Annotated in this window: 11 protein-coding genes and 1 pseudogene; 9 read left to right on the top strand and 3 right to left on the bottom strand. The window is 59.1% G+C overall.

The genetic code is table 11. The annotated features are described in order from the left end of the window. Positions 1-4: 4 nt before the first annotated feature. Positions 5-162 (bottom strand): annotated as a pseudogene (locus K7H94_RS22990) (Arm DNA-binding domain-containing protein); the annotation flags it as partial. A gap of 78 nt (positions 163-240) precedes the next feature. Here K7H94_RS22990 and sapC point away from each other — a divergent pair. The 5 genes from sapC (at position 241) to K7H94_RS09020 (ending at position 5,183) form a co-directional block, all read left to right on the top strand. Then, positions 241-1,131 (top strand): putrescine export ABC transporter permease SapC, encoded by an 891-nt coding sequence (gene sapC / locus K7H94_RS09040; RefSeq protein ID WP_021505967.1) that lies wholly within the window; start codon positions 241-243, stop codon positions 1,129-1,131. Then, complete coding sequence (sapD, locus tag K7H94_RS09035; protein WP_021505966.1) at positions 1,131-2,126, top strand: putrescine export ABC transporter ATP-binding protein SapD; 996 nt, start codon at positions 1,131-1,133, stop codon at positions 2,124-2,126. The genes sapC and sapD overlap by 1 nt, the downstream gene beginning before the upstream one ends. Beyond that, complete coding sequence (gene sapF, locus K7H94_RS09030; protein WP_058758607.1) at positions 2,126-2,929, top strand: putrescine export ABC transporter ATP-binding protein SapF; 804 nt, start codon at positions 2,126-2,128, stop codon at positions 2,927-2,929. Before sapD ends, sapF begins: the two co-directional genes overlap by 1 nt. Positions 2,930-3,070: 141 nt before the next feature. Further along, complete coding sequence (gene fabI / locus K7H94_RS09025) at positions 3,071-3,859, top strand: enoyl-ACP reductase FabI (protein ID WP_021505963.1); 789 nt, start codon at positions 3,071-3,073, stop codon at positions 3,857-3,859. Between the two features lie 193 nt (positions 3,860-4,052). After that, positions 4,053-5,183 (top strand): CMD domain-containing protein, encoded by a 1,131-nt coding sequence (locus K7H94_RS09020; protein WP_215800074.1) that lies wholly within the window; start codon positions 4,053-4,055, stop codon positions 5,181-5,183. On the opposite strand, the gene K7H94_RS09015 is transcribed toward K7H94_RS09020, so the two are convergent. Together K7H94_RS09015 and K7H94_RS09010 are read right to left on the bottom strand one after the other, a co-directional pair. Beyond that, positions 5,180-6,076 carry a LysR family transcriptional regulator gene (locus K7H94_RS09015; RefSeq protein WP_215801111.1) on the bottom strand — a complete coding sequence of 299 codons (897 nt, stop codon included), beginning with the start codon at positions 6,074-6,076 and terminating at the stop codon, positions 5,180-5,182. The genes K7H94_RS09020 and K7H94_RS09015 overlap by 4 nt on opposite strands. A gap of 188 nt (positions 6,077-6,264) precedes the next feature. Continuing rightward, complete coding sequence (locus K7H94_RS09010) at positions 6,265-7,854, bottom strand: PTS transporter subunit EIIC (protein WP_159378135.1); 1,590 nt, start codon at positions 7,852-7,854, stop codon at positions 6,265-6,267. A 247-nt stretch (positions 7,855-8,101) separates the two neighbouring features. Between K7H94_RS09010 and K7H94_RS09005 the strand changes: the two genes are divergently transcribed. The 4 genes from K7H94_RS09005 (at position 8,102) to K7H94_RS08990 (ending at position 15,012) form a co-directional block, all read left to right on the top strand. Then, entirely contained in the window at positions 8,102-10,411 is a 2,310-nt protein-coding gene (locus tag K7H94_RS09005) for an FdhF/YdeP family oxidoreductase (protein WP_222951987.1), read from the top strand. 126 nt (positions 10,412-10,537) lie between these two features. Further along, on the top strand, positions 10,538-12,472 hold the full coding sequence (locus K7H94_RS09000; protein WP_222951986.1) for an exoribonuclease II: 1,935 nt from the start codon (positions 10,538-10,540) through the stop codon (positions 12,470-12,472). Positions 12,473-12,656: 184 nt separating this feature from the next. Next, on the top strand, positions 12,657-14,723 hold the full coding sequence (locus K7H94_RS08995; protein WP_222951985.1) for a carbon starvation CstA family protein: 2,067 nt from the start codon (positions 12,657-12,659) through the stop codon (positions 14,721-14,723). Continuing rightward, entirely contained in the window at positions 14,716-15,012 is a 297-nt protein-coding gene (locus K7H94_RS08990; RefSeq protein WP_222951984.1) for a YbdD/YjiX family protein, read from the top strand. Before K7H94_RS08995 ends, K7H94_RS08990 begins: the two co-directional genes overlap by 8 nt. The last annotated feature ends 132 nt before the right edge of the window (positions 15,013-15,144 follow it).

Genomic DNA, 15,144 nt, shown 5'->3' with positions numbered 1-15,144 from the left:
AATTTTTTATGCGGTCTGGAGCTACCAGCTGACGAGGATCTAGCCCCTCGGTGATTAACAGACTATATTGCTGACGCCCTTCCCTTGCCTGCGACAGGGATATCGACGGATAATCCCCTATAGTTAGCTGGATGGGCTTGCCCTCCAGCGATACCGAAAAAAACGAAATCGAGATAACCGCCTGATATGAATTTTTTGAATAAAAATTGCGCGAATTAAACCATAGTAAAACGGATACGTATGCCCTCAGATAACATCTACGCCGAGAAGCGGCTGCCGAGTGCGTTTCGCCTCAGCTGGCAGCGCTTTTATCGCGATACCAGCGCCATGATTGGCCTGTACGGCTTCGGCATCCTGCTGTTTCTCTGCCTGTTCGGCGGGCTGCTGTCGCCTTACGGTATCGACCAGCAGTTTCTCGGCTATCAGCTGTTGCCGCCGTCGTGGTCGCGCTACGGCGATGTCTCCTTCTTTCTCGGCACTGACGATCTCGGGCGCGATGTGCTAAGCCGTTTACTGAGCGGCGTGGCACCGACGGTTGGCTCTGCGCTGCTGGTTACGGTGCTGGCAGCAATCTGCGCGCTGCTGCTGGGCGTGCTGGCGGGGATTACCCACGGTTTACGCTCGGCGGTGATGAATCACGTGCTGGATACGCTGCTGTCGATTCCCTCTCTGCTGCTGGCGATTATCGTGGTGGCCTTTCTTGGCCCGCGGCTGGAGCATGCGATGCTGGCGGTACTGCTGGCGCTGATCCCGCGTCTGGTGCGCGAAATCTACACGGCAGTGCATGACGAGATGGAAAAAGAGTATGTGGTGGCGCTGCGGCTGGATGGCGCGCGCAACCTGAACATTCTGTGGAATGCGGTGCTGCCAAACGTCCTGCCGCTGCTGGTCAGTGAATTTACCCGCTCGCTGTCGATGGCGATCCTCGACATCGCCGCGCTCGGCTTTCTTGACCTCGGCGCGCAGCTGCCCTCGCCCGAATGGGGTGCGATGCTGGGTGACGCGCTGGAGCTGATTTACGTGGCACCGTGGACGGTGATGCTGCCGGGTGCCGCGCTGATGGTAAGCGTATTGATTGTTAACCTGCTGGGCGATGGCATCCGTCGCGCCGTCGCTGCGGGAGTGGAATAATGCCGTTACTGGACATCCGAAATCTGACCATTGAATTCATGACCGCTGAAGGTCCGGTGAAAGCGGTCGATCGCATCAATCTGACGCTAAACGAGGGCGAAGTGCGTGGCCTGGTGGGCGAATCCGGCTCGGGGAAAAGTCTGGTGGCGAAAGCCATCTGCGGCGTGACCAAAGATAACTGGCGCGTCACCGCCGATCGCATGGTGTTCGATGATATCGATCTGCTGCGCCTGTCGCCGCGCGAACGGCGGCGCATCGTTGGCCATAACGTGTCGATGATTTTTCAGGAGCCGCAATCCTGTCTTGACCCTTCTGAAAGTGTCGGCCGCCAGCTGATGCAGGCCATTCCACGCTGGACCTTTAAAGGCCGCTGGTATCAGCGCCTGTGGTTCTGGCGCAAAGAGCGCGCCATTGAGCTGCTGCACCGCGTCGGCATTAAAGATCACAAAGACATTATGCGCAGCTTCCCTTATGAGCTGACCGAAGGCGAATGTCAGAAGGTGATGATCGCCATCGCGCTGGCCAATCAGCCGCGCCTGCTGATTGCCGATGAGCCGACCAATGCCATGGAGCCCACCACCCAGGCGCAGATTTTCCGTCTGCTGAGCCGCCTCAATCAGAATAACAACACCACGATTTTGCTGATCAGCCATGACCTGCGCACCATGAGTCAGTGGGCGGACCGCATCAACGTGATGTACTGCGGACAAACGGTGGAAACCGCGCAGAGTGACGATCTGATGGAAACGCCGCACCATCCGTATACCCAGGCGCTGATCCGCGCCATGCCCGACTTTGGCCGCGCGCTGCCGCATAAAAGCCGCCTGAATACGCTGTCCGGCGCGATACCGTCGCTGGAACATCTGCCGATTGGCTGCCGTCTCGGTCCGCGCTGCCCTTACGCGCAGCGTAAATGCATCGAAACGCCGCGCCTGAGCGGCACTAAAGCGCATCTTTATGCCTGTCACTTCCCGCTGAATATGGAGAGCCAATAATGGAAACCCTGCTGGAAGTGCGCAACCTGAGCAAAACCTACCGCTACCGCACCGGGCTGTTCCGGCGCCAGCATGTTGAAGCGGTGAAAAACGTCAGTTTTACCCTGCGCGAAAAGCAGACGCTGGCCATTATCGGCGAGAACGGTTCGGGCAAATCCACGCTGGCGAAGATGCTGAGCGGCATGGTGGCGCCAAGTGAAGGCGAGATGCTGATCGACGATCACCCGCTCTCTTATGGCGATTACGGCTACCGCAGCCAGCGGATTCGCATGATTTTTCAGGATCCGTCGACGTCGCTCAATCCGCGCCAGCGCGTCAGCCAGATCCTTGATTTTCCGCTGCGGCTGAATACCGATCTTGATGATGAAGCACGCGAAAAGCGCATCATTGCCACGCTGCGTCAGGTCGGGCTGCTGCGCGACCACGCCGGCTACTATCCGCACATGCTGGCCCCTGGCCAGAAGCAGCGTCTGGCGCTGGCGCGCGCGCTGATTCTGCAGCCGAAGGTGATTGTTGCCGATGAAGCCCTCGCCTCGCTGGACATGACCATGCGTTCGCAGCTGGTGAACCTGATGCTCGAGCTGCAGGAGAAACACGGCATCGCCTATATTTATGTTACTCAGCATCTTGGCATGATGAAGCACATCAGCGATCAGGTGCTGGTGATGCATCAGGGCGAAGTGGTGGAGCGCGGCGGCACCGCTGACGTGCTGGCCTCGCCGCTGCACGACTTAACCAAACGGCTGATTGCCAGCCATTTTGGCGAAGCGTTAACCGCCGAGGCGTGGCGGCGCGAGCGTTGAGTGCTACGGCCGTAGCGGAAAACGCGGCGCGATTTACCCCATTTGATACAGACGTGCTAGAATCCGCACGTCGATTAACGTCGGTCGCACAATTTTTAATCATCGCGACCGCCAACAACAATGACCATAAGGATTACAGCTATGGGTTTTCTTTCCGGTAAGCGCATTCTGATTACTGGCGTTGCCAGTAAACTTTCCATCGCCTACGGTATTGCGCAGGCGATGCACAAACAGGGCGCAGAACTGGCTTTCACCTACCAGAACGACAAACTGAAAGGTCGCGTGGAAGAGTTCGCTAAAGAACTGGGTTCAGACATTGTTCTGCCGTGCGATGTGGCAGAAGACGAGAGCATCACTGCCCTGTTCACTGAACTGGCAAAAACCTGGCCAAAATTTGACGGCTTTGTTCACTCCATCGGCTTCGCCCCGGGCGACCAGCTGGATGGCGACTACGTGAACGCCGTTACCCGTGAAGGCTTCAAAATCGCGCACGACATCAGCGCCTACAGCTTTGTGGCGATGGCCAAAGAGTGCCGCGCGATGCTGAACCCGAACGCAGCACTGCTGACCCTCTCTTACCTGGGTGCAGAGCGCGCTATCCCTAACTACAACGTGATGGGTCTGGCGAAAGCGTCGCTGGAAGCCAACGTGCGTTACATGGCGAACGCGATGGGTCCGGAAGGCGTGCGTGTTAACGCCGTGTCTGCCGGTCCAATCCGTACCCTGGCCGCATCAGGCATTAAAGATTTCCGTAAGATGCTGGCACACTGCGAAGCGGTTACCCCGATTCGCCGTACCGTCACTATCGAAGACGTGGGTAACTCTGCGGCCTTCCTGTGTTCAGACCTGGCGGGTGGTATCACCGGTGAAGTGGTGCACGTGGATGGCGGCTTCAGCATTGCCGCGATGAACGAGCTGGAACTTAAATGAGTTCTGCGGGCGAGCCAGGTGCTCGCCCTTTTTCTTTTCTCTCCCGCCTTATAGCCACACGCTATTAATTATTCCCCATCATTCTTTTGCCGTGGACAGCCGTTCAGCGACGATAAGCTAGCCCTTGAGTGGCGATGTGCTTTTCAGATTTGCCCGTTGTGCACTCAGTCCGTTTTTTGCGAAAGGAATGACCATGGAACACCGCCGTTCTCCCGGCCATGACCACTGGTTTTATGAAAGCCAGACTCGCCCGCATACGTCCGCTGCTGCTCCCCTGGTTCCCGAAGCCGCTCATATTGATGACCGCTTTCTGCTCGGCCTGCAGCAGGAAGCCAGCGCCCTGCTGCCGTTGCTGCAGCGCTTTCAGCCAGTGCTACAGGCGGCACGCGACCTGAGCCATACCCTGCTTCCCGATGCGGTCAGCACCTCGCTGACCCACACGCTAACGCTGTACGATCGTCTCAGCACCGCACTCACGGTGGCGCAGGTGGCTGGCGTGCAGCGGCTGTGCAATCACTACTCGGCGCGGCTTAATCCGCTGCCGGGACCGGATTCTTCGCGCGAGAGCAATAATCGCCTGACGCAAATCACGCAGTATGCGCGCCAGCTGGCGATGCAGCCTGAGCTGATTACCGCCAGCAGCATCAGCGCACTGGATGCGGTAGGCCTGACTGAACCCGATATCGTTACGCTCAACCAGCTAGTAGGCTACGTCAGCTATCAGGCGCGCGTGGTCGCCGCGCTTCAGGCGATGATGGGCCTGCCGGTGCGCTGGATCCCTGGCGTCACGCCGCCCGCCGACGCCGATGCGGCGCTGTTCAGTCAGGCTGCTGCCTGGCAGCACGCCATCAAGCCGGTTGAGCTGCGTTATGCCAGTGCTGACCAGCTGGCGGCGGTGACCTTTTGTCAGGGTATGGCCGGACTCGACGACGCCGTCTGGCTGCTGGTGCACGATGCCCAGGCGCTGTATGGCTGGGCGACGCTGCGTCAGCGGCTTGAGGCTTATGGTGGGGAAGAGGAACAGCTGGCGCAGGCAGTCAGCGCGCGCGTGCTGGGCTGCCGACGCCAGTTCGCGCAGCTGGCGAACGGCTGGCGCACGCATTTGCTGCACGGTGTGGATCAGGCCAGCGATGACAGCCTGACGCATCAGGTTATAGCGCTAAGCGCCCAGCTTACCCGGCTGCCGGAGCGCTTCAGTGCTGCCCATCTGCAGCCGCTGTTAAACGCGGGCTGGGGCAGCGAGCGCCTGTTCACGCTGATGCAGGCGGTGGCATTTGCCAGCTGGCAGGATCGACTGCTGATGGCGCTGGGCGAAGCGCGCTAATCCGCCAGGTGGCGGCGTGCTTCGTCAAAGAAGTGCTGTGACAGCGGCGACGCCCTGCCCGGCTCGGCAATCACCAGCGCCGCCTGACGTCCCATCGGCGCGATATCAATTGGCCGGCGCGCCAGATTGTGCAGCATTTCCGGTAGCAGATGGCCACAGGGCGACACCATGACGCCCAGGCCAACCTGCGCACTCTGAATCAGCTGCATCACCGAGGCGCTTTCCACAATCACCCGCGGCAGCACGCCGGTTTCACGCAGCTGTCCGTCGAGGTAACGCCGAAAATAGCGCGTGGGCTCGGCCAGGCACAGCGGCTGGCTCGCCAGCGTGTGCAGCGACAGCCGCTCATGCTGCAGCAGCGCCGGGAAATGATCGGGATGGAAAATCGCTTCGACGCCGCGATCGTTGAGCAGCGCGGTCTGGAAATGCAGTTCCCGCAGTGACGTTAGCTCAAAAAAGCCGATACCGCCGTCCACGGTGTGACTGTTAAGCGCTTCCAGCAGTTGATCGGCGCTCATGGCGGAAACGCGATAGTCGAGTTGCGGATAGCGCGCTTCCACCGCTTTCAGTAACGCCGGCAGCGCCACGCTGCACTGTGGCATTACGCCCAGCCGCAGCGTGCCGTTGACGCCGTGCTTAAGCGACTCCACTTCCAGCTTCAGTCCCTGATACACCGAAACAATTTCGCGCGCCCACGTCAGCACGCGTTCCCCTTCTGGCGTGAAGCCGTCGAAGTTGTTGCTGCGATTGATCAGCGACAGCCCCAGCTCACGCTCAAGATTTTTAAGCCGCATCGAGAGCGTGGGCTGGCTGACGAAGCTGGCCTCCGCCGCGCGGCCAAAATGGCGCTCGCGCTCCAGATTGCACAAATAAATCAATTGCTTGATGTCGATTTTCTTATCCACCGTCGAATTTTTATCGCGTTATGGTAGCAAAACTCGTCGCGCCCCAACGCGCACTCAGCGAAGAAATTTCTGCGTTGTCAGGCGGATTGCTCAGGCGGATAGCGGGTGATGTATACGCGGAGACGCGGCGGGTCGCCACCGGCCGCGCCCCACATGATTAACGGTACCGCCCGGCATCAGGCGACGCCGAGCGCACTTTTCACCTCATTGGCGATTTTCTCGACCTGCGGCCCGTAAATCACCTGCACATCGTGCTCACTGACGCGGTTGACGCCGTTGGCACCGGTCGACAGCAGCGTTTGATCCACCACTTCTTTCATCTCTTTGACCCGCACGCGCAGGCGAGTGAAGCAGCAATCGACGTCCTCTATATTGGCCTCTCCGCCCAGCCCGCTGATGATCACGCGGGTGCGTTCATCCGCCGCCACCTGCAACGGTTTGGCTTCCTCTTCGGATTCGCGCCCCGGCGTTTCGACCTGCATCCGGGTAATCACCAGGCGAAAGCCCCAGTAATAAACCGGCGCATAAATGGCGCCCAGCACCAGCGTCCACCACCAGTGGGTTTTGCTGCCGCCGAGAATGCCAAACACCAGCAGATCAATCGCGCCGCCCTGCACGTTACCGATCATCAGGTGCAGCATCGACATCAGCATAAACGACAGGCCGGTCAGCAGCGCGTGCATCAAGTACAACACCGGCGAGACGAAGATGAAGCAGAACTCCAGCGGTTCAGTGATGCCGGTGGTAAATGAGGTCAGCGCGCCGGCCAGCACCAGCGCTTTGACCCGCTGCTTATGTTCAGGTTTGGCGGTGTGATAGATGGCCAGCGCGGCGGCGGGCAGACCGAACATCATCACCGGGATTTTGCCCTGGGCGAGAAACTGCGTGGCGGTGCGCACGGTGTCGTCCGGAATCGCGCCGGGATGGGTCAGCGAAGTGTTAAAAATATTCAGCGCGCCGACGATGGTCTGGCCGTCCACCGTCGCCATGCCGCCAATCGGCGTAAAGCGCACGGTTTCATTGAGGATGTGATGCAGGCCGGTCGGGATCAGCAGGCGCTCGCAGGCGCCGAGCAAAAAGGCACCGTACTGACCGCTTTTACCGATCATCTGACCGACCCACGCGATGCCCTGACCGATGGTTGGCCAGATAAGCGCCAGCAGCACGCCCGTCAGCGGCAGTACCACCACCGTCACGATGGGCACAAAGCGACGCCCGCCAAAAAAGCTGATCGCCGTGGGCAACTGCTGGGTATAGAAGCGGTTGTGCAGCATCACAGTGAGCAGGCCGGCAATCACCCCGCCCAGCACGCTCATGTTGTAGGTAAAAATGCCGAGCATGTCGATGTACTCGGCTGACGTCATCATGGCGCTGGTCTGGTCCATACCCGCCTGCTGCAGCGCCTCGGGCGTGGTGGTGGCTGCCGTCAGCCCTTTCGCCGCCAGCGTGGCGCTGATCCCCACATTCATGGCGATATAGCCAATCACTGCCGCAAACGCGGCGGTGGGTTTCTCCGCTTTGGCCAGCCCAATTGCGCTGGCGACGGCAAAAAATACCGGCAGGTTGGCAAACAGCGCGCCCGCCACTTTACGAATAAAACCGATGATCAACTGCGGCACCTGTAAACTGGCAAATGCTTCACCGGTGATCGCCGGATTCTGCAACGCGGCGGCCAGACCGAGAAAAATACCGGCGGCAGCAATGACGGAGATCGGCATCATTAAGGCTTTGCCGAATGCGTGAACCTGACTGGCAAGTTGCTTCATGGAGCGCGCCCTTTTGCTAACGGAAAGAGCAATTATTAGCCACTATTTGGCCGCGCACTTACCCGCCGGCGCGCGGCAGCGGATAATTTATGATGGCGATCACGCTTTCACCCCTGGTGCGCGATAAACGTTAACTATCGCACCATTAAGTCAATCAATTAGACAACTTTTGCCGTCAGTCGCACACTTCTCACCAACAGAAGTCATATTCTGATAACAATTCATAAACAATAAGCCTGCGACTATCATGAAATTTAAACGTAAGATTCAGCCCTATCGCGCCGCTGCGGGCGGCTGGGGCTCGCTGGAAGCCACCACCCGTTTTGTCCTTGACAGTAAAGCCGCCCTGAAAAACATGCGTAACCTGATGCGCATGAACAAAGCGCGCGGCTTTGACTGCCCGGGCTGTGCCTGGGGCGATGATAACAAAAGCACCTTCAGCTTCTGCGAAAACGGCGCGAAAGCCGTGACCTGGGAAGCGACACGCCGCGTCGTCGAGCCAGAATTTTTTGCCCAGCACAGCGTCAGCACTCTGTATCAGCAGAGCGACTATTTCCTCGAGTATCAGGGCCGCCTGACCCACCCGATGCGCTACAACAGCGCGACCGATCACTATGAGCCGATTAGCTGGGATGACGCCTTTGCGCTGATCGCGCAGCATTTGCAGGCAATGGATCATCCGGATCAGCTGGAGCTGTACACTTCCGGTCGCGCCAGCAATGAAGCCTCGTGGCTGTACCAGCTGTTTGGTCGCGTGCTGGGCACCAACAATTTCCCTGACTGCTCCAACATGTGCCACGAAGCCAGCGGCACCGGACTGAAACGCAGCATTGGCGTCGGTAAGGGCACCATTCGCCTGGACGATTTCGACCATGCTGATGCGATTTTTGTCTTTGGCCAGAATCCCGGCACCAACCATCCGCGCATGCTGCACAGCCTGCGTCACGCTGCCGATCACGGCGCCAGAATCGTGACCTTTAATACCCTGCGTGAGCGCGGCCTGGAACGTTTTGCCGATCCGCAGAAGCCGCTGGAAGTGGTGACGTCGATGGCCGGCAACATCAGTTCTGCCTATTATCAGCCCAACCTCGGCGGCGATATGGCGGCGGTGCGCGGCATGGTCAAAGCGCTACTGGAAGAGCAGCGTAAACGGCTGGCCGCCGGTGAAAAAGGCATATTCGATCAGGCCTTTATTGACGCCAACACCCAGGGCGTTGAGCAGTATCTGGCGGCCGTCGACGAGACCCGCTGGGAGCAGATTGTGCAGCAGTCGGGCCTGAGCGAAGCGCAGATTCGCGAAGCCGCCGCCATTTACCAGAGCGCCGAACGGGTGATCATCACCTGGGCGATGGGCATCACTCAGCACAAACACTCGGTCGATACGGTACGGGAAATCGTTAACCTGCAGCTGCTGTTTGGCCAGCTCGGCAAACAAGGCGCGGGCCTGTGCCCGGTGCGTGGCCACAGTAACGTGCAGGGTAACCGCACCATGGGCATCGACGAGAAACCGTCGAAAGCGTTCCTCGATGCGCTGGGCGCGCATTTTGCTTTTGAACCGCCGCGCGAGCACGGTCATAACACGGTTGAAGCGCTCAACGCCATGCTGCGTGATGAAGTCAAAGTGCTGATTGCGCTGGGCGGTAACCTCGCCGCGGCGGCGCCGGACTCACCGGTTACCGAAGAAGCGCTGCAGCACTGTGGTCTGACGGTACACATCAGCACCAAGCTGAACCGCAGCCATCTGGTACCGGGCCACGAAGGCCTGATTCTGCCGACGCTGGGCCGTACCGAGCGCGATCGCCAGGCCAGCGGCAACCAGTTCATCACCGTGGAAGATTCGTTCAGCATGGTGCATGCCTCTGAAGGTGTCGGCATTCCGCTGGCGGAAACGCAGCGCTCAGAAACAGCCATTGTGGCCGGTATCGCGCATGCGACGCTGGGCAGCGACCACATCGACTGGCTCGGCATGGCCGCTGATTACAACGTCATTCGCGCTCACATTGCGGCGACCATCCCCGGCTTCGCTGATTTTAACCGTCAGTGTGATATTCCCGGCGGCTTTTACCTCGGTAACGCTGCCGCAGAACTGCGTTTCAATACGCCATCGCGTCAGGCAGAATTCAGCGCGGCGGCACTGCCGACCTCGCTGTTCCCGCAGCTGGGCAATGACGTTGAAGTGCCGTTCACGTTGCAGACGCTGCGCTCACATGACCAGTACAACACCACCATTTATGGCCTGGATGACCGCTATCGTGGCGTATACGGTCAGCGTGAAGTGGTGTTTATCCACCCGGACGACATGGCGTCACTCGGTTTCAGCGAAGGACAGCTGGTTGACATTGAAACCCTGTGGAATGACGGTCTGACGCGTCGCGTCAGCGGCTTTAAGCTGGTGCCGTATAATATTCCGCGCGGTAACCTCGCCGCCTACTATCCGGAGACCAATCCGCTGGTACCGCTCTCCAGCTACGGTGACGGCAGCGGCACGCCCACCTCTAAATCGGTACCGGTGAAGCTGGCGCTGACCGCCGCCGCGCCCACCCAGCGTATCGCCTGAGTTCTGTGCGTTACCAGAAAGTAAAAAGCCGCGTAAAGCGGCTTTTTCGCCTGTTTTAGCCTTGCCGCGCGGACCTGATTCGCGTAAAACTGTCCACCGCTCTTAGGCCACGAAACTAAATATATTATGTTCCAGGATAACCCGCTGCTCGCGCAGCTTAAAGAGAAGCTTCACGCGCAGACCCCGCGCGCCGAAGGTGTTGTGAAAGGCACGGAAAAAGGCTTTGGCTTCCTCGAAGTTGACGCTCAGAAAAGCTACTTCATTCCCCCTCCGCAGATGAAGAAAGTGATGCACGGCGACCGCATTTCCGCCGTGATCCACACTGATAAAGACCGCGAGAGCGCGGAGCCGGAAACCCTGATTGAGCCGTTCCTGACGCGCTTTGTCGGCCGCGTGCAGAAAAAAGATGACCGCCTGTCTATCGTGCCGGATCATCCGCTGCTGAAAGACGCGATTCAGTGCCGTGCGGTGCGTGGCCTGACCCACGATTTCCAGAACGGTGACTGGGCCGTGGCAGAGATGCGCCGCCATCCGCTGAAAGGCGATCGCGGTTTCTATGCCGAACTGACCGAATTTGTTGTCACCGCGGACGATCACCTTGCGCCGTGGTGGGTCACGCTGTCGCGCCACAATCTGGAGCGCGAAGCGCCGGAAGTGGGCTTTGGCGAGATGCTGGACGAACAGTTGCAGCGTGAAGATCTCACGGCGCTGAACTTTGTCACCATCGACAGCGCCAGCACCGAAGATATGGACGATGCGCTGTATGTTGAAGAGCTGGCAGAAGGCAAGCTGGCGCTGACCATCGCTATTGCCGACCCGACCGCTTACGTTGCTGCCGGCAGCGAACTCGACCAGCTGGCCTCCAGACGCGCCTTCACCAACTATCTGCCGGGCTTTAACATCCCGATGCTGCCGCGCGAACTGTCAGATGATGTCTGCTCGCTGCGCCCTAACGTCAGGCGTCCGGCGCTGGTGTGTCGCGTCACTGTGCTGCCGGATGGCAGCCTGGCTGACGATGCCCACTTCTTTGCCGCGTGGATCGAATCCAAAGCCAAGCTGGTATACGACGAAGTGTCGGACTGGCTGGAGAACAGCGGCAGCTGGCAGCCGGAAAATGACACCATCGCGCAGCAGATTCGCCTGCTGCATCGCCTGTGCCTGGCGCGTGGCGAGTGGCGTCAGACGCACGCGCTGGTGTTCAAAGATCGCCCTGACTACCGCTTCGTGCTGGGTGAGAAAGGCGAAGTGCTGGATATTATTGCGGAACCGCGCCGCATCGCTAACCGCATCGTGGAAGAAGCGATGATCCTCGCTAACGTCTGCGCCGCTAAAGTGCTGCAGGAGAAGCTTGGCTTCGGTATCTACAACCTGCACACCGGTTTCGACCAGGCGAACGCGGAACAGGCGGCTGGGGTACTGGCTGGTCACGGTATCACGGTTAATCCGCAGGCCATTACCACGCTGGAAGGCTTCCGTCAGCTGCGTCGTCAGCTTGATGCGCAGCCAACCCAGTATCTCGACAGCCGCATTCGTCGTTTCCAGAGTTTCGCCGAAATCAGCACCGAACCGGGCCCGCACTTTGGCCTCGGTCTCGACGCCTACGCGACCTGGACGTCTCCTATTCGTAAATTCGGCGACATGATCAACCATCGTCTGCTGAAGGCTATCGTGCGCGGCGAAAGCATTGCACGGCCACAGGATGACGTGACCCTGATCATGAGTGAGCGTCGCCGTCTCAACCGCATGGCCGAGCGCGATGTCGGTGACTGGCTGTACGCGCGCTTCCTCGCGCCGTTTGCCGGCACTGACCGCAAATTCAGCGCGGAGATCATCGACGTTTCGCGCGGCGGCATGCGCGTGCGCCTGCTGGAGAACGGTGCGGTCGCCTTTATCCCTGCCCCGTTCATTCACGCCGTGCGTGACGAACTGGTGTGCTCGCAGGAGAGCGGCACTGTGCAGATCAAAGGTGAAGTGGCCTACCGCGTGACCGATGTGATTGATGTAACCATCGCCGAAGTGCGCATGGAAACACGCAGCGTGGTGGCCCGTCCGGCCGCCTGAGCATGAAATCGTGCGGGATAACAGCCGTTATCCCGCATTTTTCCCCGCCCGCCTGAACAGTTGTTAAATTTGTTTCCCGCTTCACACTTCTGATCCGATTCCCTGTCGTTAACAATTCATTACATTACTTTTAACTTGTTGTATTCCGATCGCCTTTTTCCCGGTCCCTACAAGGAGTTAACTCATGAACAACGTCAGAACCGGATTGATCTGGTTAGCGGTGGCGTTAATTGGTGCGGCTGCGTTCGCCATGCTGGCGCTCAGTCGCGGCGAGCACGTTAATGCCGTCTGGCTGGTGATCGCCTCCGTCGCCTGCTATAGCATCGCGTATCGCTTCTACAGCCTGTTTATCGCCAGGCGCATTTTTGAGCTGGACGACCGGCGCCGCACGCCGGCAGAGCGCTTCAATGACGGGCTGGACTATGTTCCTACCAACAAATGGGTGCTATTTGGCCACCACTTTGCCGCCATCGCTGGTGCCGGTCCGCTGGTCGGGCCGATCCTGGCGGCGCAGATGGGTTTTCTGCCCGGCACCATCTGGATTCTGGTCGGCGTGATGCTGGCCGGCGCGGTGCAGGATTTTCTGGTGCTGTTTATCTCCACGCGCCGCGACGGTCGTTCGCTGGGTGAGATGGCGCGCCAGGAACTGGGCTCGTTCGCCGGCGTAGTCACCATGCTCGGTGCGCTCGGTGTGATGATCATTATTCTCTCTGCGCTGGCGCTGGTGGTGGTGAAAGCGCTGGCCAACAGTCCGTGGGGGCTGTTTACCATCGCCGCCACCATTCCGATTGCCCTTTTCATGGGCGTGTATATGCGCTTTCTGCGTCCGGGTAAAATCGCCGAAGTGTCGATCATCGGCTTTGTGCTGATGATGGCGGCGATCATTTACGGCGGTGACGTGGCGGCCGATCCGTACTGGGGACCGATTTTTACCCTGAAAGGCACCGAGCTGACGTGGGTGCTGGTGATCTACGGTTTTGTTGCCTCGTCGCTGCCGGTGTGGCTGCTGCTGGCACCGCGTGATTACCTCTCCACCTTTTTAAAAATCGGCGTGATCATCGGGCTGGCGGTGGGCATTCTGTTCGCCATGCCGGAACTGAAGATGCCGGCGGTGACGCGCTTTATCGACGGCACGGGGCCGGTGTTCTCCGGTGCGCTGTTCCCGTTCCTGTTTATCACCATTGCCTGCGGCGCGATCTCCGGCTTCCACGCGCTGGTGTCGAGCGGTACGACGCCAAAACTGGTAGAGCGCGAAAGCCATATTCGCTTCATCGGCTATGGCGCCATGCTGATGGAGTCCTTTGTGGCAATCATGGCGCTGATTTGTGCCTCGGTGCTCGATCCTGGCGTCTACTTTGCCATGAACTCACCGGCGGCGCTGATTGGCACCACGGTGGAGAACGCGTCTCAGGTAATTAACGGCTGGGGCTTTGTGGTGACGCCGGAGATGCTGAGCGGTATCGCCGGCGAAGTGGGCGAAAGCACCATTCTCTCCCGCGCCGGTGGCGCTCCGACGTTTGCCGTCGGGATGGCGCATATCATCACCGAGGTGTTTAACAGCCGCGCGATGATGGCGTTCTGGTATCACTTCGCCATTCTGTTTGAGGCGCTGTTTATCCTCACCGCCGTGGATGCCGGTACCCGCGCCTGCCGTTTTATGGTGCAGGATCTGGTCGGGACCGTGGTGCCTTCGCTGGCTAACAATCGCTCGTGGCTCGGAAACATGGCCGGTACCACCGTGGCGGTGGCCGGCTGGGGTTTCTTCGTGTATCAGGGCGTGGTCGATCCGCTCGGCGGCATCAATACCCTGTGGCCGCTGTTTGGCATCGGTAACCAGATGCTGGCGTCGATGGCGCTGATCCTCGGTACCGTGGTGCTGTTCAAAATGAAAAAGCAGCGTTACGCCTGGGTGACGATTGTGCCTACCGCCTGGCTGTTTATCACCTCCATGACCGCCGGCTGGCAGAAAATTTTCCATGAGAAACCGTCAATTGGTTTCCTCGCGCAGGCCAGTAAGTTCCGTAAAGGTCTCGATGAGGGCGTGATTATCGCACCGGCGAAAACCGTGGCCGACATGCAAACCATCGTGTTCAGCAACCAGATCAACGCGGCGCTGTGCGGCTTTTTCATGCTGGTCGCGGTAACCATGCTGATTGCGGCGTTCTTCGTGATCCGGCGCGCGCTGCGCAGTGCAGTGCCGACCACCCATGAATCGGACGTGTCACTCCGTCAGGAGATGCGAAATGTCTGAGGCCATTTTACGCTGGAAAAAGCCGCATGCGGGCTGGCAAATTCAGCAGTGCTTACCGCTCGCTGCCCGCGCCCCTGCTGCACCACGCTCACGCTGGCAGCGTCTGTGGCAGGGATTACAGCAGAGCTTCCGGTTAATGGTGGGCGTGCACGACTATCAAACTTATCTGAAGCATATGCGCGAAAAACATCCGGAACAGGCCCCCATGGATGAGCGCGCCTTCCATCGTTACTGCCTGGAGGCGCGTTTTCCCAGCCAGGCGGGCAAACTCGGCAAGTGCCCGTGCTAACCTTTCAGCCCCGGAATCCGGGGCTTTTTCGTGCCATTCTTTAATAAAAACAAAAATATATTCAGTTTGCATCTTGTGCTGGCGCAGGAGGTTGAATACTGTTGCTAAAATAATGAGATACCCCCTGCTGCG

Origin of the sequence: Pantoea dispersa (assembly GCF_019890955.1) — a bacterium.
In the GTDB taxonomy this organism is placed as follows: Bacteria; Pseudomonadota; Gammaproteobacteria; order Enterobacterales; family Enterobacteriaceae; genus Pantoea; species Pantoea dispersa.
Note: the sequence above shows the minus strand (reverse complement) of the source record. Positions and strands in the feature narration are given on the sequence as shown.